Annotated in this window: 29 protein-coding genes; 18 read left to right on the top strand and 11 right to left on the bottom strand. The window is 33.2% G+C overall.

Annotated features, from left to right (window positions below; genetic code table 11):
- Positions 1-3: 3 nt before the first annotated feature.
- The 3 genes from Q0845_RS21060 to Q0845_RS21070 are packed head-to-tail and all read right to left on the bottom strand — an operon-like array spanning position 4 to position 2,905.
- Positions 4-738, bottom strand: a complete 735-nt coding sequence (locus Q0845_RS21060) for a hypothetical protein (RefSeq protein WP_298517433.1) — start codon at positions 736-738, stop codon at positions 4-6.
- Positions 739-753: 15 nt separating this feature from the next.
- Positions 754-2,055, bottom strand: coding sequence for a ferric reductase-like transmembrane domain-containing protein (locus tag Q0845_RS21065; RefSeq protein ID WP_298517436.1), 1,302 nt, complete (start codon positions 2,053-2,055; stop codon positions 754-756).
- 19 nt (positions 2,056-2,074) lie between these two features.
- On the bottom strand, positions 2,075-2,905 hold the full coding sequence (locus tag Q0845_RS21070) for a DUF6597 domain-containing transcriptional factor (RefSeq protein ID WP_298517438.1): 831 nt from the start codon (positions 2,903-2,905) through the stop codon (positions 2,075-2,077).
- Between the two features lie 144 nt (positions 2,906-3,049).
- Between Q0845_RS21070 and Q0845_RS21075 the strand changes: the two genes are divergently transcribed.
- From Q0845_RS21075 to uvrB, 3 genes are all read left to right on the top strand, one after another.
- Positions 3,050-3,607, top strand: a complete 558-nt coding sequence (locus tag Q0845_RS21075; protein WP_298517440.1) for a hypothetical protein — start codon at positions 3,050-3,052, stop codon at positions 3,605-3,607.
- A gap of 146 nt (positions 3,608-3,753) precedes the next feature.
- Complete coding sequence (locus Q0845_RS21080; protein ID WP_298517443.1) at positions 3,754-4,167, top strand: 5-fold beta-flower protein; 414 nt, start codon at positions 3,754-3,756, stop codon at positions 4,165-4,167.
- A gap of 302 nt (positions 4,168-4,469) precedes the next feature.
- The gene (gene uvrB, locus Q0845_RS21085; RefSeq protein ID WP_298517445.1) at positions 4,470-6,458 is read left to right on the top strand and encodes an excinuclease ABC subunit UvrB; all 1,989 of its coding nucleotides are present in this window, start codon (positions 4,470-4,472) and stop codon (positions 6,456-6,458) included.
- Between the two features lie 162 nt (positions 6,459-6,620).
- Here uvrB and Q0845_RS21090 read toward each other — a convergent pair whose 3' ends face one another.
- Positions 6,621-7,001, bottom strand: a complete 381-nt coding sequence (locus tag Q0845_RS21090; protein ID WP_298517448.1) for a hypothetical protein — start codon at positions 6,999-7,001, stop codon at positions 6,621-6,623.
- A gap of 281 nt (positions 7,002-7,282) precedes the next feature.
- On the opposite strand from Q0845_RS21090, the gene Q0845_RS21095 reads away from it, so the two are divergent.
- Complete coding sequence (locus Q0845_RS21095; RefSeq protein WP_298517451.1) at positions 7,283-7,855, top strand: hypothetical protein; 573 nt, start codon at positions 7,283-7,285, stop codon at positions 7,853-7,855.
- A gap of 77 nt (positions 7,856-7,932) precedes the next feature.
- Here the strand turns inward: Q0845_RS21095 and Q0845_RS21100 are convergent, their stop codons facing one another.
- Positions 7,933-8,319, bottom strand: coding sequence for a hypothetical protein (locus tag Q0845_RS21100; RefSeq protein WP_298517454.1), 387 nt, complete (start codon positions 8,317-8,319; stop codon positions 7,933-7,935).
- A 492-nt stretch (positions 8,320-8,811) separates the two neighbouring features.
- On the opposite strand from Q0845_RS21100, the gene Q0845_RS21105 reads away from it, so the two are divergent.
- The 11 genes from Q0845_RS21105 to Q0845_RS21155 all read left to right on the top strand — a co-directional run bounded on the left by Q0845_RS21105 (position 8,812) and on the right by Q0845_RS21155 (position 15,670).
- Positions 8,812-9,003, top strand: a complete 192-nt coding sequence (locus tag Q0845_RS21105) for a cold shock domain-containing protein (protein WP_007094903.1) — start codon at positions 8,812-8,814, stop codon at positions 9,001-9,003.
- Positions 9,004-9,115: 112 nt separating this feature from the next.
- Entirely contained in the window at positions 9,116-9,400 is a 285-nt protein-coding gene (locus Q0845_RS21110; RefSeq protein ID WP_298517458.1) for a DUF1456 family protein, read from the top strand.
- Positions 9,401-9,435: 35 nt separating this feature from the next.
- Positions 9,436-10,038 (top strand): short chain dehydrogenase, encoded by a 603-nt coding sequence (locus Q0845_RS21115; RefSeq protein WP_298517463.1) that lies wholly within the window; start codon positions 9,436-9,438, stop codon positions 10,036-10,038.
- Between the two features lie 5 nt (positions 10,039-10,043).
- A complete protein-coding gene (locus Q0845_RS21120; RefSeq protein WP_298517466.1) occupies positions 10,044-10,913 on the top strand; it encodes a hypothetical protein in 870 nt (289 codons plus the stop codon).
- A 72-nt stretch (positions 10,914-10,985) separates the two neighbouring features.
- A complete protein-coding gene (locus Q0845_RS21125) occupies positions 10,986-11,564 on the top strand; it encodes an alkylphosphonate utilization protein (RefSeq protein WP_298517468.1) in 579 nt (192 codons plus the stop codon).
- A gap of 78 nt (positions 11,565-11,642) precedes the next feature.
- Complete coding sequence (locus Q0845_RS21130; RefSeq protein WP_298517474.1) at positions 11,643-12,176, top strand: dihydrofolate reductase family protein; 534 nt, start codon at positions 11,643-11,645, stop codon at positions 12,174-12,176.
- Complete coding sequence (locus Q0845_RS21135) at positions 12,173-13,060, top strand: radical SAM protein (RefSeq protein ID WP_298517477.1); 888 nt, start codon at positions 12,173-12,175, stop codon at positions 13,058-13,060. The genes Q0845_RS21130 and Q0845_RS21135 overlap by 4 nt, the downstream gene beginning before the upstream one ends.
- 260 nt (positions 13,061-13,320) lie before the next feature.
- A complete protein-coding gene (locus Q0845_RS21140) occupies positions 13,321-13,974 on the top strand; it encodes a hypothetical protein (RefSeq protein ID WP_298517481.1) in 654 nt (217 codons plus the stop codon).
- A gap of 247 nt (positions 13,975-14,221) precedes the next feature.
- Entirely contained in the window at positions 14,222-15,034 is an 813-nt protein-coding gene (locus tag Q0845_RS21145) for a hypothetical protein (RefSeq protein WP_298517484.1), read from the top strand.
- Positions 15,027-15,188, top strand: a complete 162-nt coding sequence (locus Q0845_RS21150; RefSeq protein WP_298517486.1) for a hypothetical protein — start codon at positions 15,027-15,029, stop codon at positions 15,186-15,188. The genes Q0845_RS21145 and Q0845_RS21150 overlap by 8 nt, the downstream gene beginning before the upstream one ends.
- 65 nt (positions 15,189-15,253) lie before the next feature.
- Positions 15,254-15,670 (top strand): GNAT family N-acetyltransferase, encoded by a 417-nt coding sequence (locus tag Q0845_RS21155; protein WP_298517489.1) that lies wholly within the window; start codon positions 15,254-15,256, stop codon positions 15,668-15,670.
- 82 nt (positions 15,671-15,752) lie between these two features.
- On the opposite strand, the gene Q0845_RS21160 is transcribed toward Q0845_RS21155, so the two are convergent.
- Complete coding sequence (locus tag Q0845_RS21160; RefSeq protein WP_298517492.1) at positions 15,753-16,187, bottom strand: Hsp20/alpha crystallin family protein; 435 nt, start codon at positions 16,185-16,187, stop codon at positions 15,753-15,755.
- A 248-nt stretch (positions 16,188-16,435) separates the two neighbouring features.
- Here Q0845_RS21160 and Q0845_RS21165 point away from each other — a divergent pair, with 248 nt between their 5' ends.
- The 3 genes from Q0845_RS21165 to Q0845_RS21175 all read left to right on the top strand — a co-directional run bounded on the left by Q0845_RS21165 (position 16,436) and on the right by Q0845_RS21175 (position 18,180).
- A complete protein-coding gene (locus Q0845_RS21165) occupies positions 16,436-16,627 on the top strand; it encodes a hypothetical protein (RefSeq protein ID WP_298517495.1) in 192 nt (63 codons plus the stop codon).
- A 30-nt stretch (positions 16,628-16,657) separates the two neighbouring features.
- Complete coding sequence (locus Q0845_RS21170) at positions 16,658-17,305, top strand: hypothetical protein (RefSeq protein WP_298517498.1); 648 nt, start codon at positions 16,658-16,660, stop codon at positions 17,303-17,305.
- A gap of 80 nt (positions 17,306-17,385) precedes the next feature.
- Positions 17,386-18,180 (top strand): GH25 family lysozyme, encoded by a 795-nt coding sequence (locus Q0845_RS21175; RefSeq protein ID WP_298517501.1) that lies wholly within the window; start codon positions 17,386-17,388, stop codon positions 18,178-18,180.
- A 103-nt stretch (positions 18,181-18,283) separates the two neighbouring features.
- Here the strand turns inward: Q0845_RS21175 and sucC are convergent, their stop codons facing one another.
- From sucC to Q0845_RS21200, 5 genes are all read right to left on the bottom strand, one after another.
- Positions 18,284-19,477, bottom strand: a complete 1,194-nt coding sequence (gene sucC, locus Q0845_RS21180; protein ID WP_298517504.1) for an ADP-forming succinate--CoA ligase subunit beta — start codon at positions 19,475-19,477, stop codon at positions 18,284-18,286.
- A gap of 157 nt (positions 19,478-19,634) precedes the next feature.
- A complete protein-coding gene (locus tag Q0845_RS21185) occupies positions 19,635-19,898 on the bottom strand; it encodes a hypothetical protein (protein WP_298517507.1) in 264 nt (87 codons plus the stop codon).
- 200 nt (positions 19,899-20,098) lie between these two features.
- Positions 20,099-20,275, bottom strand: a complete 177-nt coding sequence (locus tag Q0845_RS21190) for an rSAM-modified peptide (RefSeq protein ID WP_298517510.1) — start codon at positions 20,273-20,275, stop codon at positions 20,099-20,101.
- Positions 20,276-20,433: 158 nt separating this feature from the next.
- Positions 20,434-20,616: a hypothetical protein gene (locus Q0845_RS21195; protein WP_298517513.1), complete on the bottom strand. Its 183-nt coding sequence runs from the start codon at positions 20,614-20,616 to the stop codon at positions 20,434-20,436.
- A 196-nt stretch (positions 20,617-20,812) separates the two neighbouring features.
- Positions 20,813-20,980, bottom strand: a complete 168-nt coding sequence (locus Q0845_RS21200; RefSeq protein ID WP_298517516.1) for a hypothetical protein — start codon at positions 20,978-20,980, stop codon at positions 20,813-20,815.
- Positions 20,981-20,995 lie beyond the last annotated feature (15 nt).

Below are 20,995 nucleotides of genomic sequence, written 5' to 3' on the forward strand. Positions count from 1 at the left end.
AAATTAATGCGCTTCTCCCTTTTCTCCATTTACCCAACGTTGCATCATTACACGTTGCGCAGGTGTTTGCTGAACGCCACCCGCCAAAATATCCAGAAATCGATCCCATAGATTTTTTTTCTGAGATGCTTCTTGTTTTATTGCTTCGTATGCGTCCATGTATTCCGTTGTGTATTGCTTTGCCTCCGCTTCACTATAATGTATTGGAATATGCGTCAAAATCGTCTCTGTTAATTCATCCAATTCTGTAGGCGTATACGTTTCAATCATTTGCAATTGTATGGTACAAGCTTCTGCATCTTGTTGAATTTCTTGATGATTTTTATATACGATTTCCCAATTTGAATTCCAACGCGCCAATTCATTTTCAGGAATGCACTGTTTTCCCAAAGCAGCTAAGGTTTTAAAACTTTCTGCAATCGCAGCTGCATACATTGGATATTTGTTCCATCGTGTTGAAATATTATCGCTTTTTTTAGCTTGAAGTTGCGCTTTCACATCTGACATAATTACTTGTAAATCAGCTATATTTTCACGATATATTTGCATGGTTTCTTTCCATGTTTTTTGCGTATGTTCAGTGCCATACTTCAAAACCAACGTTTCATGAAGTGACAGAATCGTAGTCAATTCTTGCTTGATATCCATCATATCTGACCAATTCTGCTGAATACCTTTTACCAAATGCCGAATGGAAACGACTGCGGCAATCGCTGGGTTAAAATCTTGTTCTTTCATAAATGTTTATTATAATTATCTAAATGCAAATTCCTCATCATAAATGGCGGCTCGTTTTACATTTTCCTGAAGTAGTTTTTTGGTAATTGCTGACTTTAAACCAGAAGGTCCGCAGATTAAATACGACTTGGTTTCTGGATTTCGCAGACTTAAATCTTCTACTGAAAGATATCCACGTTGATCCGAATTCCAGAGTACAAAGTCAAACAATGGATGTTGCGCTGCAATTTCTTCAAAATAACTTTTATAAACAGCTTCCGATTTGCTGGAAACACTCCAATACAACGTTACTTTTTGTGTGTAAAAATCTTTAATTAGTGATACAAAAGGTGTAATTCCGATACCGCCAGCAATCCAAACTTGTTCTTTTTCTTTTGAATATGCACTTGAAAACTTCCCGTAAGGACCTTCTACGAATACAGCTTCTCCCACTTGTAAATCTTTGATCATTTTCTCGGTAAAATCTCCCAAAGATTTGACGGTGATGACCAAATTTTCATCATTTGGATGACTACTTATTGTAAATGGATGTTGTTCTCCTTTACGGATAGATGGAAAGGTGAAAAAGGCAAATTGACCTGCTTTATAATCTAACTTTTTAGTATTGGCTTTCATTTCAATTTCAACAATAGAAGCATCCATCTTACGAATTGAAACAATAGTATACCCTAATTTCTTATTGAATAATTTAAAGAAAAACGCTTTATACAACCACGCTCCTATTCCTATAAACGCCATTCCAAACACATAGACACGTGTAATTGGCAATTCTTTAATCAAACTCAATACTAAAATTCCATGTATGACACCAAGCACATAAAAAACACCCATGAGTTTGTGGAAATTGAGCCATTTATGATACGAGATTTTTCGTTTAAAGATTGGAGCTGCAGACAGCAGCACACCTAAAAGAATTAAAATAAAAGCATAAAATCCTAAGAGTTTTCCAGCATTAAAAGCGACTAAATCTCTGGGAACTACGATAAAATGAGCCAATAGTAAAACAACAGCAATGATTCCCGATCTTCTGTGAACCAAGTACATTTTATCCAATCCTCCAAACAAATTCTCAATCCAACGGGCACGTGTAGCCATTAAAAAATTGAAGGCAAAAACCGTGACAACCCAAGATGAAAAAACTTCTCCAAGAATTCGGTGGGGATTTTTCCAAGTGGTGTCCGTGAGTTCTCCAAAAAGCAACGTATCAGAGGAAACTTCGGTAAAATTTCCTGCGTAGAAATACAAATCAATTGCCCAAAAAATAAAATGGATTCCAACAATAATAGGAAAGTAAATTTCCTGTTTTAAAATTCGCATACTAAGTTTTTTTTCAAACCTAGAGCTTCTTGATATTCTTTAATTGTATATATTGGTCATTTTGCTTTTTGAACAATTTTCGAGGAGTTTGTCCTGTATGTTTTTTGACTTCACGAATAAAATGCGCTTGATCGAAAAAACCTTTTTCTGGGAAAAATTCACCTTCACGGATATCCAAATAAGCACGGTAACACTTTTGAATGTTTAAATATTTTTTGAGTGAAATTCCTAAATATTTATTCAGATATCGATTGATTTCACGCTGCGACCAAAAAATTTGATTGGCAACTTCACTTGCTTGAACATCGCCATGTGTGACATATAAAAACTGATTCAATCGCAATCTATTGGATCGAATTTCTTCTTTTTGCGGACAGTGTGAAAGCAATATATTTTCAAAACTTTGCACAACCGTTGTAAAGCTTTCTAAATTGAATGTATTCGCATTAAAATAATCTAAAGGCAACTGTTCTACAGAATTCAAAATGCTTTTAATACTGCGTTTAAAGATATATTCAGGCGCAATAATTTTAAACTTAATTCCATAGGTAATCATTTTTGGTTGAATGACAACTTCCACTTCATTTGTCCACAAACCTGTTAAAAAATAAGAGACAATCTTTCCTTCAACGACTTGAAAAATTAATTTAAAATAAGCATCTGGGCAAATTGTTAACTTATAAACTTCATCAGATGTATTTTCACTTTTCCAATACATACTTACAAAATCCTCTAACGCTTTTGAAGGATACATTTCTTCATAAGTATGATGCTTTTTAATGGTCATATATGTTTTAAAATCTCCAAACATATTTTCATTTTGCATCATATAATTGTATAAAATGGTCATTTTTAACAATATCAGTAAAATTTTCAAGGTTTCCGAGAACATTGATCATTTTGTTAAATCTATCTCAAAAAATTAAAATCGCCATTTAAAACAATTGTCTTTTAGTATTTTAGAGCGAATCACACCAAAAAATGCACTAAATAGATGAAAAATTATAGTATTTGCATCGTAATCATACTAACGATGTTTTGTAGTTGTGAAACCTCCACAAAAAGCTATTCATTACAAGAATTAGATCGTTTTTTATTCCGAAGAAATTATTTTGGGGCAGATTCGCTTTCAGGAAAAGCATTGTATGATTTTATGAATCGAAAACCTTATGTAAATTATACAGACACTCAAAAAGAGAGTCCATTTTACAAGCATTTTATCAGAGAGAAAGTCATTGAAAATCAACGTTGGAACTTAGCAAAATTTGACACGCTTCCTGAGAATTTTATGTATAATTTAAACAACAAAGAAATCACAGTTTCTGTCAAGTTTTCATACTTCGAAAAAGAAAACACCAACAATTATATTCTTACCTTTAAAGATGCAGAAAACCTCATCACAAGAGATACACTTACATTTGAATTTCCGCCAGACGTTATTTTCAGTAAGATGGACTTAAACAAAAATGGCACTGACGAACTGTATGCCTTGTATAAAAATTATGCTATCAATGGTGATAATTTTGAATTGAGTATTTTTGAACTAGAATAAACATCAAATTAGAGTAAAAAAGCTAAATAACATTTATTCTTTCAGGATATATAGTACATCCTGTATTTCTATTACAAAGAAAAAATTGTTTCCCTAACTTTGAACAGAGACGTATTATTAAATTTTAAAAACTAAATCAAACAACAATGAAAAAAGCAGTATTCTTTCTATTATTTCTATGTATTGGAACTACTTGTTATGCACAAAGTGTATACTATAAAGGAAGTAGAATTGGTAAAATTGAAAGTGATGGAGACGTCTATGTAAAAGGTTCTCGTGTAGGGAAAATTGAATCGGATGGTGATGTATACAGAAAAGGATCAAGAATCGGAAAAATAGAATCTGACGGAGATATTTATTATAAAGGATCGAGAGTTGGAAAGATAGAATCTGACGGAGATGTGTATGTAAAAGGATCAAGAGTTGGAAAGGTAGAAAGTGACGGAGATGTGTATTACAAAGGCAGTCGAATTGGAGATTGTGACGGAATTGAACCTGAACATGCCGCAGGATTTTTCTTTTTCTATTTCTGGGATCTTGATTCAGGGAGATCAAGATAAACGTCCTTTTTTATAACTTCCGAAACTTGTTATTGGTATTTTAAAAAAACTAAATAGCAAATCAGATAATAGACATTCTGGACAATATACCGAGCATCATCCTATCTTTGTCAATGATTAATTTTTCAATGTACAATGAAGGTTGATGCTCGTTTCTTTTCGCTATTTTTGTAAGATGTCGCGTTAAGGATAGTAGCAAGTTACCGTGTAACGCGAATAGCCTGACCGCAAAAGTACGCTGAGCGGAGCCGAAGTGTACTTTTGTGGAAACGCCCAAAAAAATTAAAAAGCACATACACCATATGAAGTTTACTATTGTATCTGACTTCTCGCCTACAGGCGATCAACCTCAAGCCATTGAACAACTCGTTTCTGGAATTGAAACCAACGAACAATATCAAACATTGCTCGGTGTTACAGGTTCGGGAAAGACATTTACGGTTGCCAATGTGATCGAAAAAGTGGAAAAACCTACGTTGATTTTGGCACACAACAAAACTTTGGCAGCGCAGTTATATTCTGAGTTTAAGCAGTTTTTTCCAAACAATGCCGTAGAGTATTTTGTGTCGTATTATGATTATTATCAGCCAGAAGCATACATTCCGTCTTCTGGAACGTATATAGAGAAAGATTTATCGATTAATGAAGAAATTGAGAAGCTACGATTAAGCACCACTTCTTCCCTACTTTCGGGACGTCGTGATGTCATTGTAATTGCTTCCGTTTCATGTTTGTACGGTATTGGAAATCCAGTGGAATTTCAAAAGAATGTGATCAAATTAGAGCGTGATCAAGTCATTTCGCGTACAAAATTATTGCATCGTTTAGTGCAAAGTTTGTATTCGAGAACGACGGCTGACTTTTTACGTGGTTCGTTTCGTGTAAAAGGTGATGTCGTAGATGTATTTCCAGGATATGCTGATTTTGCATTCAGAATTCACTTTTTTGGAGACGAAATCGAAGACATAGAATCCTTTGATCCTGCTACCAATACAGTCCTAGAAAAATATTCACAACTCAATATTTATCCTGCCAATATGTTTGTGACTTCGCCAGAAGTATTGCAAAACGCCATTCATCAGATTCAAGAAGATATGGTGAAACAGGTAGATTATTTTAGAGAAATTGGGAAACATCTAGAAGCAAAACGCTTGGAAGAACGTACTAATTTTGATTTAGAAATGATTCGCGAATTGGGTTATTGTTCAGGAATTGAGAACTATTCAAGATACTTAGACGGTCGTGCGCCTGGAACACGTCCTTTCTGTCTGTTAGATTATTTTCCAGACGATTATTTAATGGTGGTTGATGAAAGTCACGTAACGGTTTCACAAGTACATGCCATGTATGGTGGCGATAGAAGTAGAAAAGAAAACTTGGTAGAATTTGGCTTCCGTTTGCCTGCTGCGATGGACAATAGACCGTTAAAGTTTGAAGAATTTGAAGCGATTCAGAATCAAGTGATTTATGTAAGTGCGACACCTGCTGATTACGAATTGCATAAAACTGATGGTGTGTATGTAGAACAAGTAATTCGCCCAACAGGATTATTAGATCCGATTATAGAAGTCCGTCCAAGTTTGAATCAGATTGATGATTTGGTGGAAGAAATTCATCAACGAACCGAAAAAGATGAACGCGTTTTAGTCACCACATTGACCAAACGTATGGCGGAAGAATTGACGAAATACTTATCTCGTATTCAAATTCGTTGTCGTTATATTCACAGTGATGTAGATACTTTGGAACGTGTACAAATCATGCAAGATTTGCGTAAAGGTTTGTTTGATGTGTTGATTGGTGTGAATTTACTTCGTGAAGGTTTGGATTTACCCGAAGTATCTTTAGTCGCTATTTTAGACGCTGATAAAGAAGGTTTTTTACGCTCGGCGCGATCGTTGACACAAACCGTTGGTAGAGCTGCAAGAAACATAAACGGAAAAGCGATTATGTATGCGGACAAAATTACCAAGAGTATGAAAAAAACGATGGATGAAACTGCATATAGAAGAGAAAAACAAATTGCTTACAATGCCGAACACAACATCACTCCAAAAGGTTTAAACAAGTCTTTAAATAATGCATTAAGCAAAGATGAAAGCTTATCATGGGAAGATTCAATCGAAGCAAAAGCGGCTGCAGAACCAGATATAGCTTACATGACGAAAGAGCAGATAGAAAAACAAATTCGCGAGAAGCGTAAACTCATGGAAGCAGCTGCAAAAGAGTTGAACTTCATGGATGCTGCCAAATACCGTGATGAAATTAAATTGTTACAGGAAAAATTATAACAATCAAAAAGTGTCAAAGAAAGCTAACAATCACTCTTCCTTTGACACTTATAAAAATCAATCTAATCATACATTTTTTGTGAATACCTATTCAAAATAACTTGAACATGCTTTAAAAAATAACGCAAAAAACTTGATGATATATTTGATTGAAAAAGATCTTTACTGAGAAAACTCAACAGTTCCTAAACCTACTGAGACAACATCTCCGTTTTTATTTACATAACCACGAGTTCCTGTTAATAAAAGCGTATTCTTTTTAGTATAATACCCATTCCATATTTCAGTAATACTGTATGGTCTGCCAGCTGGTCGAGAACTTGCTGTAAAATTGATTGTAAAAGGTGCTGTTCCTGAACCTCCTCCTGGGTTGTCTACCCAACGATATTCTCCAAGTTGTCCTTTTACTGATAATACACCTACGGGAGTAAATTCGTTTTCATACTCAGCCTGAATAGTTCCATTAGATGGATTTGCTGAGTTGATTTCAATTTCGATAGTTTTGTTAGGTGATTTGTACTTTCCTAAATTTGGTACTGCCATAATTTTAAAATTTAATTAATTAATAATTTATTTATAAAACTCTGGCTATTAACGGGATTGCAAAGTAGAATTTAAAATCAAGCTTTATCAAAGTACTTCTGCTTGAAAACAAAACTACGTATAAACACCTACATTAAAAATATAGAATACACTTACTGAAATTGTAATTTTTACTGAAATTTATAATCTTTATTCAAGAAAAAGTTACTATGGATTTTTCTGAAAATTGTAACAAAACCATCATCAATCTTACTTATTAATAGATTAAACTATAAAAATTCATGGATATTAAAGAAGCGTTTTTGGAAGCAGGTGGTTATTTTGCCATGGCAATTGTTGTTATTGGATCAATATTTATTTCTTCCGCTTTTAAGTCGCCTACAATAAATTGGACGCTGATAGGTATTGGAGCATTTATGGTAGCGTTTCCTGTAATTTATATAGTATATCTACTCTTTGCAGCATCTAAAATAGATGAAAAAGGAAACGAACGCTACAATGATTATCTCCATGAATTTAAACAAACTGCCAATCGCATTCCTTTTGATTTAGGTTTAGCGATCATTCAGAAAAGAAATCGCTATGAAACTCAAATCGTTCCGCAATCGAATGCTGCTTCATTGAATGCCATTTCAGGCCATGGACATCATAATGAGGAAATTATAGAGCATACTTATTGTAAAGTCACGTTTAACTTTCAATACCATGGCGAAACAATATCATTAGAAGAAATTATTCCGAAAGACGACACTACGCTACGCATGCACTTTTATATGCAGAAAGAAACCATAATCTATATAAATCCGTTTGATGCTGAAGAATATTATATTGATTTAGAATTCCTTGAAAACTAAAGAAGCGCAAGAAAATTAGTAACGGCAAATATTACTTTTTTTCTTGCGCTTACACAACAATTATATATACTAAACAATTACGTATTTAAATACAGCTCTAACGTTCCTAAACCGATAGACTGTGTAGTTCCATCGTCTTTTACATACGAACGTACTCCTGTAATGACAATTGAATTTGACTTCGTATAAAATCCATTCCAAAAATCGACCAAACAATATGGAAAACCATCAGGTCGTTCCGAAACCGTAAAATTAATACTGAATGGAGCCGAAGCATTTCCGCCATCATTATTATTCACCCAAGCATATCCTCCAATCTTACCATTTACGCTCATCGTTCCTTCTGGTGTATACTTGTGCTCGTAGGTTCCTTCTATAGTTCCTGTTCCTGCATCGGCACCGGTAATTTCTATACTCATGGTTTGATTTGTCGGTGCATACGTGCCAAGTGTTGGTAATGACATATTTTACAAGATTTAGGTTATATTTCAATTGTTTTATAAAAATATGAAGAATGTCTTAATTTTAAACAGCGTACTACTTCTAAAAATAAAAAACAGGTAGAAATACGCATGCCTCTTTTTTTACAATAATACCTCAACATTTTGAAAGAAAAATGAAACAAAAAATACATCTTACACACTTCTAAAGTAATAAGTGACATCCCTGAAAAAAAAGAAGAAACCAAGGGTTTTATACGCTTATATTTTCCACATTACAAGGCACTTGCGATCATTTTCAGCACAAAAAAGCAGAAAAAAACAGCGAAATTTAGAAAAAAATTGAAAAATTGAAAAATTGAAAAACTCATAAACGACGCGGGTTCACAACAGAAAAATAAAAAATTCAATATTAAATAATTGTAACCATTGCAAAAAAATCGTACGATAAGTCGGGCGCATCTTTTTTGGCAGTATCTTTGTAACCAATTAAAACAATTATTTAAATTTATTACAATGAGTAGAGGAACAGTAAAATTCTTCAATGACACTAAAGGTTTTGGTTTTATCGTTGAAGAAGGTTCAAACAAAGAACATTTTGTACACATTTCAGGATTAATCGACGAAGTTCGTCAAGGAGACGAAGTAGAATTCGAATTAACAGAAGGTCGCAAAGGATTAAACGCAGTGAACGTGAAAGTAATTTAATATTCTATATATATTTTATTCCTTAATGAAGTAAAAGTCTATCAACCGATAGACTTTTTTTTATGCCTATAATAAAAAACGCTACTCTCCACTTTTTGAGTATCTTTGCCGCATGGCATTGACAAATAACGACATCTTTAAAAAACTTCGTGTGGCTTTGAAGCTCCGCGATGACGATATTGTAAAAATATTAGAACTCGTAGATTTTAGAATTTCTAAAAGTGAATTGGGTGCATTTTTCCGTAATGAGGATCATCCAAAATATAAAAATTGCGGCGATCAAATTTTGCGTAACTTCCTTAATGGTTTGGTGATTCACTTGCGTGGACCAATGCCCAAAAAAGGAGACAAACCAAAATCAACACCTTCTACTTCACAACGGAAAGAACGAAAGTAAATCATCCGTAATGTCTAAATACTAATACATCAATTATGAAAATACTCATCATTGGCGGAAACGGAACTATTGGTAAAAAAGTGACCGCGTATTTTAAACAAAAGCATGAAGTCTTGATTGCTGGAAGAACTACTGGCGATGTTACCGTTGATATTAGCAATAGTGAAAGCATCGAAGCAATGTTTGAACAAATTGGAACGCTCGACGCAATTATTTGTGCCGCAGGCGAAGCCAAATGGAAACCATTTGATGAACTTTCGGAAGCAGACTATTATGTTGGTTTTAAAAGTAAACTGATGGGACAAGTGAATTTGGTTCGTATTGGACAAAATTATTTAACCAAAGGCGGATCTATTACCTTAACCACTGGAATTCTAGCTGATGAACCTGTGCCTATGACTACAAGTGCTGCTATGGTAAATGGTGCCATTCATAGTTTTGTAAAAGCCGTAATTTTAGAATTGGAAGGTCGCATTCGTGTCAATGTAGTTTCTTCTGGTTTGGTAGAAGATGCTGTTGAAAAGTACGATGCATATTTCCCAGGACACCATCCTATTACCATGCAAAAGGTGATCAATGCGTACAGAAAAAGCGTAGATGGAAAGCAAACCGGTGAAATCATTCGTATTTATAATTAGTAGCAATGATGAAGTATCGAATCCTATTTATAACTGTAGCCGCAAGTCTTTGTTTTTCCTGTGAAATTAGTGTTTCCAATATATATCTTCAAGATGTGACAGTAGATAGTAATGGACTTTCCTGCAAAGGCATCAAAGTGATGGATCATACAGAAAAAAATGACAGAACTGAGTTTAGTTACGGTGAAAAAATTGTGTTTTTGTATGATGAAATGAAAGGGTTTGCGCTTCAAGATGGCAAAGCATATCCTAATATGTCTATTTATCTCATCACAAAACAAGGTGACACGATTCTTTCGAAACCAAATTTATTTCCTCATGAACAAGGATATACAGAAAAGGATTTAAACCTACGAACAAACGTTCTATTTGCAAAACCAATGCTTCCAAATAATGAGTATAAAGTAGCGGTAAATGTTGTAGATAAAAACAGTGACGCTTATTATAATTGGGAACGAAATTTCTCTGTAATTCATAATCCGCTTTTAAAAACTAAAAAAAATGGATTTACGTATGAGGTTCAATATTTATACTCTAACAACCGTGAAGTTGTTATAGCGAACAATATTATTAAGCGCAATGAAGAGATTGCTTTATTTATTGAAAATATAGAAGGTTTTGAAGTCGATTCTTATGGAGATGCCAACATAAAAGCAACTATTGATTTGACGGAAGCAGATGGAACATTGATTAATCTAAATGATGATTTATTTCCAAATCTTGTCAATGCAAAAGATTTAAATGAACAATTGTATGCTTCGTTGAAAATCACCAAGAAAAACATAAAAAATCCTGTAACCTGTACATTTACCTTAAAAGACACCAATAACGGACATCAGCTAGAAACTACTTTTGATCTCACAGTGATCGATTAGAAATAAATACACAATCTATCTTTTATATCGAAGTGAAAACTATATTTTTGCTTCAAATTCCAAAATTCAAACATGAGCATTGAAAGAGACATCCAAAAGCGTAGTGGCGCAGCTTGCGAATTGTGTGGCAATACTGAAAAGCTAGCTATTTATCACGTGCCACCAAATCATGATCACAAGTTAGAAAAATCTGTTCATGCCTGTGAAACCTGTATTTCTCAAATAGAAGATGCGGACACTATGGATGCAAATCATTGGCGTTGTTTGAATGATTGCATGTGGAGCGAAGTAAAAGCAGTTCAAATTGTGGCTTGGCGTATGTTGCACCGATTGAAAAGCGAAGGTTGGCCACAAGATTTACTCGACATGATGTATTTTGATGAAGACGATTTGACTTGGGCAGCTGCCACTGGAGAAGCAGAAGACAAAGAAAATGCTATCAAACATTTAGATGTAAATGGTGTGCAATTACAAGCAGGCGACAGTGTGGTTTTAATTAAAGATTTAAATGTAAAAGGCGCAGGTTTTGTAGCAAAACGCGGAACTCCTGTACGAAACATTACACTTTCACACGATAATGCCGAACATATTGAAGGTCGTGTAAACGGTCAACATATTGTTATTATTACAAAATATGTAAAAAAGACTTAGTTTTTCACCACAAATAAAATAGCTAAACGACCTATTTTTCAATGAAGAATAGGTCGTTTTTTGTACCTTTAAATTCTGATGAGAAAACTAATACTTCACATTGCGATCAGTATTGATGGAAAAATTGCACGTGTAAATGGCGATGTTGATTGGCTTGACGCTATTCCACACAAAGAAGGAGTTGATTATGGTTTTTATGAAATGTACAATAGTATTGACACAACGATTCAAGGAAATAAAACCTATCAAAAGGTGTTAAGCTGGAACATTCCTTTTCCGTATAAAGAGAAAAAGAATTACGTTTTTACATCAAATCCAGCGTTGAAAGATAATGAAGATGTCAGCTTTATAACTAAAGACCATATTGAGTTTGTCAAAAGTTTGAAACTACAAGAAGGAAAAGACATTTGGTTGATTGGCGGCGGACAAATCAATGCAATGCTGCTCAAAGAAAATCTCGTAGATGAATTGCAAATTTTTATCATGCCTATTGTAATTCCTGAAGGCATTCCGCTATTTGGAGAACTACTAAACGATCAACAATTTGAATTAATTTCTACAGAATCCTACGAATCAGGAGTTGTTGGACTTATTTACAAACCTAAAGTATGATCAAAGAAATTGAAGTCAAATCTGTCTTAAACAAAACCAAAAAAAGAGATACTTGGTTTTTAGATGATTATACCTTCAATCCGTATCAAAGTTGCTCGTATAATTGTCTCTATTGTTACATTCGCGGAAGTAAATACGGAAGTAATCTTGCCACAAGTTTATCTGTAAAAGTGAACGCGATTGAGTTGCTAGAAAAACAACTAAAAAAACGTGCTGAAAAAGGCGAATATGGTTTTATTGTGCTTTCTTCCGTAACCGATCCGTATATCAATATTGAAGAAGAATATCAGCTGACTCGTAAAGCCTTGGAAATCATTCTGAAATATCGTTTTCCTGTACATATCATTACAAAATCGACAATGATTGAACGTGATTTTGATATTTTAAAAGACATTCATCAACAAGCAATTCTACCCAAAGATTTACAGGCAAAACTTTCTGGAGGCACTTTGATTACCTTCTCCTTCTCTACTGTAGATGATGCAATTGGGAAGATTTTTGAACCTGGTGCACCAAAACCATCACAACGAATTGAAGCTTTACAGAAAGCAATTCAAGCTGGTTTTCATGCTGGTGTTAGTATGATGCCTTTATTACCATTTATTACAGATACAACGGCACATTTAGAAAAACTATTTAGTACATTTAAAAACTGCGGCGCCAACTATGTTATGCCAGCAACATTGACTGTTTTTGGAAATGGAAAAGCAGATAGCAAAACCTTGATGTTAAACGCCATTAAAAAGCACTTTCCTGAACTTGAAGCACGGTATTTAAAATACTTTTCAAACAGTCATCAATTGCCTGAATACTATAGAAATGCTTTTTATTTGAAGATGAAAAAACTGGCGGAAACCTACGGCATAAAAGATCGGATTATTTAATATTTTACTCAAAAGCTCTATCTCGACTGCTCTTGATATAACACTTAAACATCTTACTTCAACTAATATTGCAAAGATTAAAACTCTTTCGATGATTTTGATTATAGTTAGAATTCATTTAGCTTTAAAGAAGTAAAGTATAAAGTTATGCAAAAAAAACAAGCTAAATCGATAGATACATACGTTAGTTGCAATACTTTTAATATTTGAAAATGTAGACTCATGGAAAGTTGAATGTAATCAATTATAGAAAATTTTAAATGGACAAAAAGAAATGTAAATACTGTAAATCTGATATTGATAAGCAAGCCTCATATTGCACTCATTGTTCTCACTATCAAAATTGGAGGCGTTTTTTTAAGGCGAGTAATTCAACTCTTGCTTTATTCATTGCTTTAATTACAGTACTTACTTCAACACTTCCAATATTAAACAAGATGTTTGAAAAAGAAAAAACATCCTTAACATTCTCCTTTCTTGAATCAACAGATGGAAATTTTGATATTCTAGTGACGAATGAAGGTAACAAGCGAGGTATTATTGGTTCCGTTAAATTAAAACTATCAATTTCCAAAAAAAATGATCAATATGAAGAACTCTCTTTGACGTTGGGTTCAAATCCAAGGATAATTGAGCCAAATGCTGCTTTTAAAATAAACCTAAGTCCTCCAACAAATACTTCCTTTGATCCTTTTAAATATTTATTAGGGCATTTTTATACAAATGGCCATCTCGTTCAGGATTATGGAGATGTGTCTAAAAACACATTGCTAATAAATACTATTAACCATACAGGAGAAGCAACTAATTTTGAACTTCCTATTCCTAAACAGGAGTTCTTAAAATGGTTAGCTAGTATCTACCCAAAACGAAATGAACCAGATTTTTGGATGCGTTTACAAAGAAATAACTAAAAAGCAGCTATGAAAAAATTGGACTAAATAAGTTCCGAATAAGAGAAATAACATCTCAAAATATAGATGATAAAATTGATTTTTGGAAAGTATTTGAAATGTAGTGTATACGACTATCAACTTGTATAAATAATTGCTGCTTTTAACTCACAAAAACAAAACATAGTTCCGCTTACATCGACTGATTTTTTATCCAAAACCTCCCGTATAAAATCGAAACTATTCATACTCAAAACTATTATAGCTAATGCTAAAACAGACATTTATAAAAAAAATACTATTCGGATTAATCGTAGCGACCATAGCAAGTTGTGGAAATCAAAATGACAAAACCGAATTTACTTGGGATTTTAGTACACAAAAAAAATACAGGTATTCCATCTCCCAAATGGTAGTTTCAGAAAATAAAATGTATAAGGATCAGCCAGCAAGTTTATCAAATATGATTGGAAATGGAAACTTAAACATTAGGGTGAAAGAAAATAATCTAGCAGATTTGAGTTTGACTAATATGGAAGTAAGAATGATTGTGTTTGATGAAAATGGTAAAGCCAAAGATACCATTTCCAATACTCCACCTACTAATGTAACTCAAGACATGAAACCGAATGGAACTTTTGTATCTGATAATCACAACTTCATATTTGATATAATTTTTCCCTTGCCGTCAAAAGAACTCAAAATTGGGGAAACAGATAAAATTCCATTGCAAATACCTTATAATGCAAATGGTTCGCGGTTATTTATAAAAGGTTTTAATACACTTGAATTTGTCGGAATCGAAAGTTTTAATGGAAAGGAGTGTGCCGTTTTAAAAGGAAAGATAGATATTTCAAATCTTGAAATTCCCGAAGAATTAGATGGAACTTATGAAGGTTCCTCAATTGGAAATGGAACGTATTATTTTGATATAAAAAAGCAATGTTTCGTTGGTGCTGATGTACAAATGACAATGGTTGTTTTGATGGATACCGAAACAGACAAAAATGATATGGGAATGTATGCAAAAATGAAAAGTGACAACGAATTTAAAATCCGACTTGAAGAAATAGATGAATAAAATTATCATTTACAATGTAAACATGCCTGATGAATTGCCTATAAAAATCGAAAATGATGTTTTGTATTTTAATGTTGAATCGGAAAAAGTAGGAGTGGCAATAGCTGATGAATTGTTTGCTTATTTATGCATTCCAAAAATAGGATGCTACTAAATATATTTAATAGTTGAAAAGCAAAACAAGGAACACAAATTCTCTAGCAAATAGTACCACGAAAAATGAGCATCAAAATCAAAGAAATACATGCTACAGAGACTTATCATCTTAGACACCAAGTAATGTGGCCAAACAAACCACAGGAATTTGTAATGCTAGATAATGATGAAGAAGGCATCCATTTTGGACTTTTGAAAGACTCAATTATTATTTCCGTAATATCATTATTTATAGAAAATAATGTGGCTCAATTTAGAAAATTTGCAACGAAAATTTCTGAACAAGGAAATGGATACGGCTCTGTACTTCTTACGCATGTAATGAATGTAGTTTCTAAAGAAAAGAAGATAGACAAACTATGGTGTAATGCCAGAGTTGACAAGACTTTATTCTATGAAAGATTTGGAATGGTACAAACAACCAAAAAGTTTAGCAAAGGAGATATACAATATATAATTATGGAGAAAAATGTTTCTTAAAACGTTATAATAAAACATAAAAAAGGCTCGCCAATTTCTTGACGAACCCTTTTCCCATTAACTAACCAATCCTAAATAATTATTATGAAATTTCTATAGTTCTTTTTGGTTTTACTTTGTCCTCTTCACGTTTTGGTAAAGCGACAAGTAAAATTCCATTTGTATATGTTGCGTTGATTTCTTTTTTGCTGACTGACTGTGGCAATTTGAAAGATCGTTTAAACGATGAAAAACTGAATTCTCTACGTGTATAATTATCTTCCTTTTTCGTTTCATCTTTCTTTTCTTCTGTACTGATTGTCAACACATCATGATCTAATGAAAGGATGAAATCTTCTTTAGCTTTTCCGGGTGCAGCTACTTCTAGCACAAAATCATTTTCAGTTTCTTTGATATTTACTGCTGGAATATTTCCTTTTGCAGTGGTTGCATTTGCCGTTCCACCAAACCAATCTGTTTGGAATAATTCGTCAAAAATTGAAGGAAAGTCTACGTTTTTTGTTTTTACTATGTTCATCTTATTTGTTTTTTAAAGTTTGATTTTTTGTCTTGTTCGTTATTTAAATACGAGTTGTATATGGCAAAAAGGATTCCAACTGTATTTTAATGACATTTTGACACTTTTGTGCGATGAAACAATGACAAAATGACACTTTTATTAAAAATAGATGTGACACGGTGGCGGAAATTTGAATCTAAAACAATTACTTCTTTCTCTTATTTTAGTTATCTTTTACAATAATTCTCATTTAGATATAAATTTTTATGAAGAATACATCTCGTTTTAATCTAAATTCACTTCCTATGCTAATCGCTAGTAACACAAAAGGAGATGATTCTGATGAAGCAACAGAAAATGTATTTATAAAAATGTTATTTTATTTGAATATGGAAGTGATTATGAGTATTTCATCTTTAAACCTAGTACACGAATACATAAAAAACTTTGAGTTTTAGGCAGTAGAAATCGATTAAACAATTATAAACATGGAGAAAAAAATTATAACAGACTTTTATCAAACAGTCGTTACCATTCGACCAGAAACCAAAGCGTGTTTAGATGATTATAAAAATGGAAACTGCGTCACAATCGCGCTCATTAAAGCCGCTTTGGCACAATTTGGTAGTATTGAAGATATATTTAACAAGTATGAAGAAGATTTTGAGAGCATTCAAGTAACCTTTAGAGATGGATATGTACTCACCACAACTGTAAACGATTTTGAAATTGTACGACACATTTCAGGTATTGAAAAAATTAAGGATTCACAATATTATGAGACTGCTATCAAACTTTTTGCAATTATCGCGAAACGAATTCATTTACAAAAGGAGAACTATTCCGAAAAGTGCATTCATAGCTTTAAACATGCTGTAGAATATTTAAATTCAGGATATCCTACAGGAATAGCACATAAACTCTTGGCATTAGACAAAAAGAAAATTAAAATTAGGAAGATCAAAAAATACAAAAGTGTGATCATTCGCTCTGGAGCACATGCTTCATATTGTAGTTATGGATTACAAGACATCATGGGCAAAGCAGTAAAAATAAAAAGAATGGGATTCTTCTCGTGGATGAAAAACCCAATTGGAGTTGGTGGAGTCATCAAAGAAGCATACATCTTAAAATAGATACAACTATCAAACATTTTGATTTAAATTGAATTTGCTTTAATTTAAACAACTAACCAACCTATCAAATTAGCAATCACATGAAGAAACCCTATTTCAAAATCTTACTAGTCATCTGCATGACATTTTTCTATGCTTGTGCAGATTCTTCAAAAGAAAAAGAAACTACGCCCAAAAAAACTGAGAAAACTGAAGAACCGAAAAAACAACCTCAACCAAAAGTAACAGTAGTTGAAAACACCAAACCTGCTTTTGGAATTGATATTTCCTTTTATCAAGGAAACGAAATAGATGATCTTGAAAAAGATAGGGACAGCATCGATTTTATTATTTGCAAAGCTACTCAAGGGATTGGAATTGTTGATCCTATGTTTCAACACAATTGGGTAACTATCAAAGAAAAGGGATTCATCAGAGGAGCGTATCATTTTTATGAAAGCATCAATAATCCAATAGAACAAGCTGAGTTTTTTATCCAACAAATTCAGGATATTCAACCAAACGATCTTCCGCCTGTTATAGATGTTGAAAATGGTGGAATTGAAAGTGGACAATCCATTGAAGAAATACAATTAAGCGTTTTAACTTTCTTGAAAACAATTGAGGAAAGACTACACATAAAACCTATCATATATACAAATACAGACTTTGCCGATCAATATTTACGCAATGATAAATTAGCTGAATATCCTCTTTGGATCGCAGATTACGAATCGCAAAAAGAACCTGTTTTACCAATTACTTGGAAAGAAAAGGGATATGTACTTTGGCAAAAATCGGATACGTACAAGATTCTAAATTACACCAACGACGAAGATTATTTTAATGGCGATTTGGAAAGTCTAAAAGCATTTATTAAAAAGAGTCGCCAATAAAACAGAAATAAAAAATAGTATTCCATAAAAAAAGCCTTTCTATATAACTTAGAAAGGCTTTTTAAATATATAAATTGAATATACGTAATATACTAATTTTGAGTTACGCTAAAACCGCTTGTACTTTATCAGCAGCTTCTTGGAATTGTACTGCAGATTCTACAGCCAATCCAGAATTGTCGATTAATTCTTTTGCGATATCAGCATTTGTTCCTTGTAAACGTACTATGATTGGAACTTTGATAGCATCTCCCATATTCTTGTATGCATCCACTACACCTTGTGCTACACGATCACAACGTACAATTCCACCAAAAATATTGATTAAGATTGCTTTTACATTTTCGTCTTTTAAGATGATTCTAAACGCTTCTTCTACACGTTTTGCATCTGCAGTACCACCAACATCTAAGAAGTTTGCAGGTTCTCCACCAGCCATCTTAATTAAATCCATTGTTGCCATTGCCAATCCAGCACCATTTACCATACAACCAACGTTTCCGTCAAGGTCAACATAGTTTAATCCTACTTCTTTAGCTTCAACTTCAATTGGGTTTTCCTCACGGATATCGCGCATAGCAGCGTAATCTTTGTGACGGAATAATGCATTATCATCTAAAGTAACTTTAGCATCTACTGCCATGATTTTATCATCAGAAGTTTTCAATACAGGATTGATTTCAAATAATGAAGAATCAGAAGCTACATATGCTTTGTATAATGAAGAAACGAAACGTGTCATTTCTTTAAAAGCCATTCCACTTAATCCCAAGTTGAAGGCTACTCTTCTCGCTTGAAAAGGCAACAATCCTAGTGTAGGATCAATTTCTTCTGTAAAAATTAAATGTGGCGTTTCTTCTGCAACAGTCTCAATATCCATTCCACCTTCTGTAGAATACATGATCATATTACGTCCAGTGGCTCTATTTAATAAAACAGACATGTAAAATTCATTTGTTTCACTCTCACCAGGATAGTACACATCTTCTGTAACTAAAACTTGGTGTACACGCTTACCTTCTGCAGAAGTTTGTGGTGTTACCAAATCCATTCCAATGATTTGTCCTGCGATATCTTCTACTTCTTGAAGATTCTTTGCAAGCTTTACTCCACCGCCTTTTCCACGTCCACCAGCATGAACTTGTGCTTTAATCACGTGCCATCCTGTGCCAGTTTCTTCAGTTAATTGCTTTGCAGCTTCTACAGCTTCTGCTGGAGTCGATGCTACTTTTCCTCTTTGAACGCGTACGCCAAAACTTGCTAATATTTCTTTTCCTTGGTATTCGTGTAGATTCATTTTACGAAATTTTTTATAGTGCCACAAATGTAAAAAATCGATTGCATTAAACCCAATTAATTTTGGTTTTTGATTTATTAAAAAATAAAAAGAGTCGTATATGTAAACGACTCTTCTAATTTAGGTTTAGAAATCTGATTTTCTATGTTTTTCAGAACTATGGAATTTCTCTATCAATTGGGAAAGGACAGGTAAAAAATGAGCAGTCCACCGTACAATCAATAGTACATAATAGTGTTGGTTGTGGCGGACAACCTAAAAAGGTGTCTGGTCCACATTGTCCGGGCAAACAAGAAACACAGGTACAAGTACTCATCGTAGGTACATTTGTAGTAAATGGTCCAGTTCCTCCAGTTTGTCCATCTAATTGACTAATTTTTTGTTTGTTTAACGATAGCGATGTTAATTTCTTTTTTTTCATGATCGTATAATTTTTTGGTTATACTTAAAGGTAAGCAGCTTCACAATCAACACATTACGGTTTATCCATAAAAAAAACCCAGAAATACACTGTGATTCTCACTCGTCCATAAACAAAAAAAAGAAGAAACCTTAAATCTCTTCTTTTTCATTCTGATAAAAATAATACCATAAATACATCATTATTTATGAACTTTTTGATTAGCGTCCATCATCACAATGATCTGAATGATTGGCACAAGACATTATACATGATTGTACTTTACTTCTATCAATTGGAGCAGAACTGGCGCCTCCGGCACCACCAAGAATAGTGTTCTGCAATTTAGAAATCGACTTTTTGTTTAGTTTTAAGTTTTGAGAAATTCTATTTTTCATGGTATTCTTGTTTTGATTTATACCCAAAACTCAGTATAAAAACTTTTAAAAACAACTGTTATCAGTGACCTTTTATAAAACATCACTTAGTTATTATTCAAAAATAGTTTTATAAAAAAAGTGAGTAAAATGCTTGCTTTACACCACTGTTTTTATGCTTATCTAGTACAAACGTCAGAAACAGGTTTTATTGTTAGTGCACATCCTGGTCGACAAGTTTCACAACTGCATCCGCTAGCTGTTGGGCAATTTGTAGATTCTCCATTTCGTCCTCCAATGGTATGCAATTCACTAATTTTTCTTTTGTTTAACGAGAGCGTGTTTACATTTCTTTTTTTCATGATTTGTAATTTTAAATTTATGATTATTAAAACTTTTAGTTAAATGTATGGTTTATAGTTAATAAGAAAAACTAGTATGTCTTACATTTTATAAATTCGGAGTAGTACCAATTAAAAAAGAGCAAACAGTTTTGTTTGCTCTTTCATCATAAATAATCACTCTTCTAGTGATAAATTGACCAATCTATAGATACTTCTATAGATTACAGATTTTTTTTCCTTTTGAAGGTCCACAAGGATTTGATGCACATTGTGCTCCTTCCGTAGGATCTTCTGTAGGATGTCCTCCGCTTACTTTATTAGTAGTTAATTGAGAAACCGTTTTTAGGTTAAGTGCTAATTTTTTTAACTGTAATTTTTTCATGATTTATTATATTTA

The organism is uncultured Kordia sp. (genome assembly GCF_947489565.1).
In the GTDB taxonomy this organism is placed as follows: Bacteria; Bacteroidota; Bacteroidia; order Flavobacteriales; family Flavobacteriaceae; genus Kordia.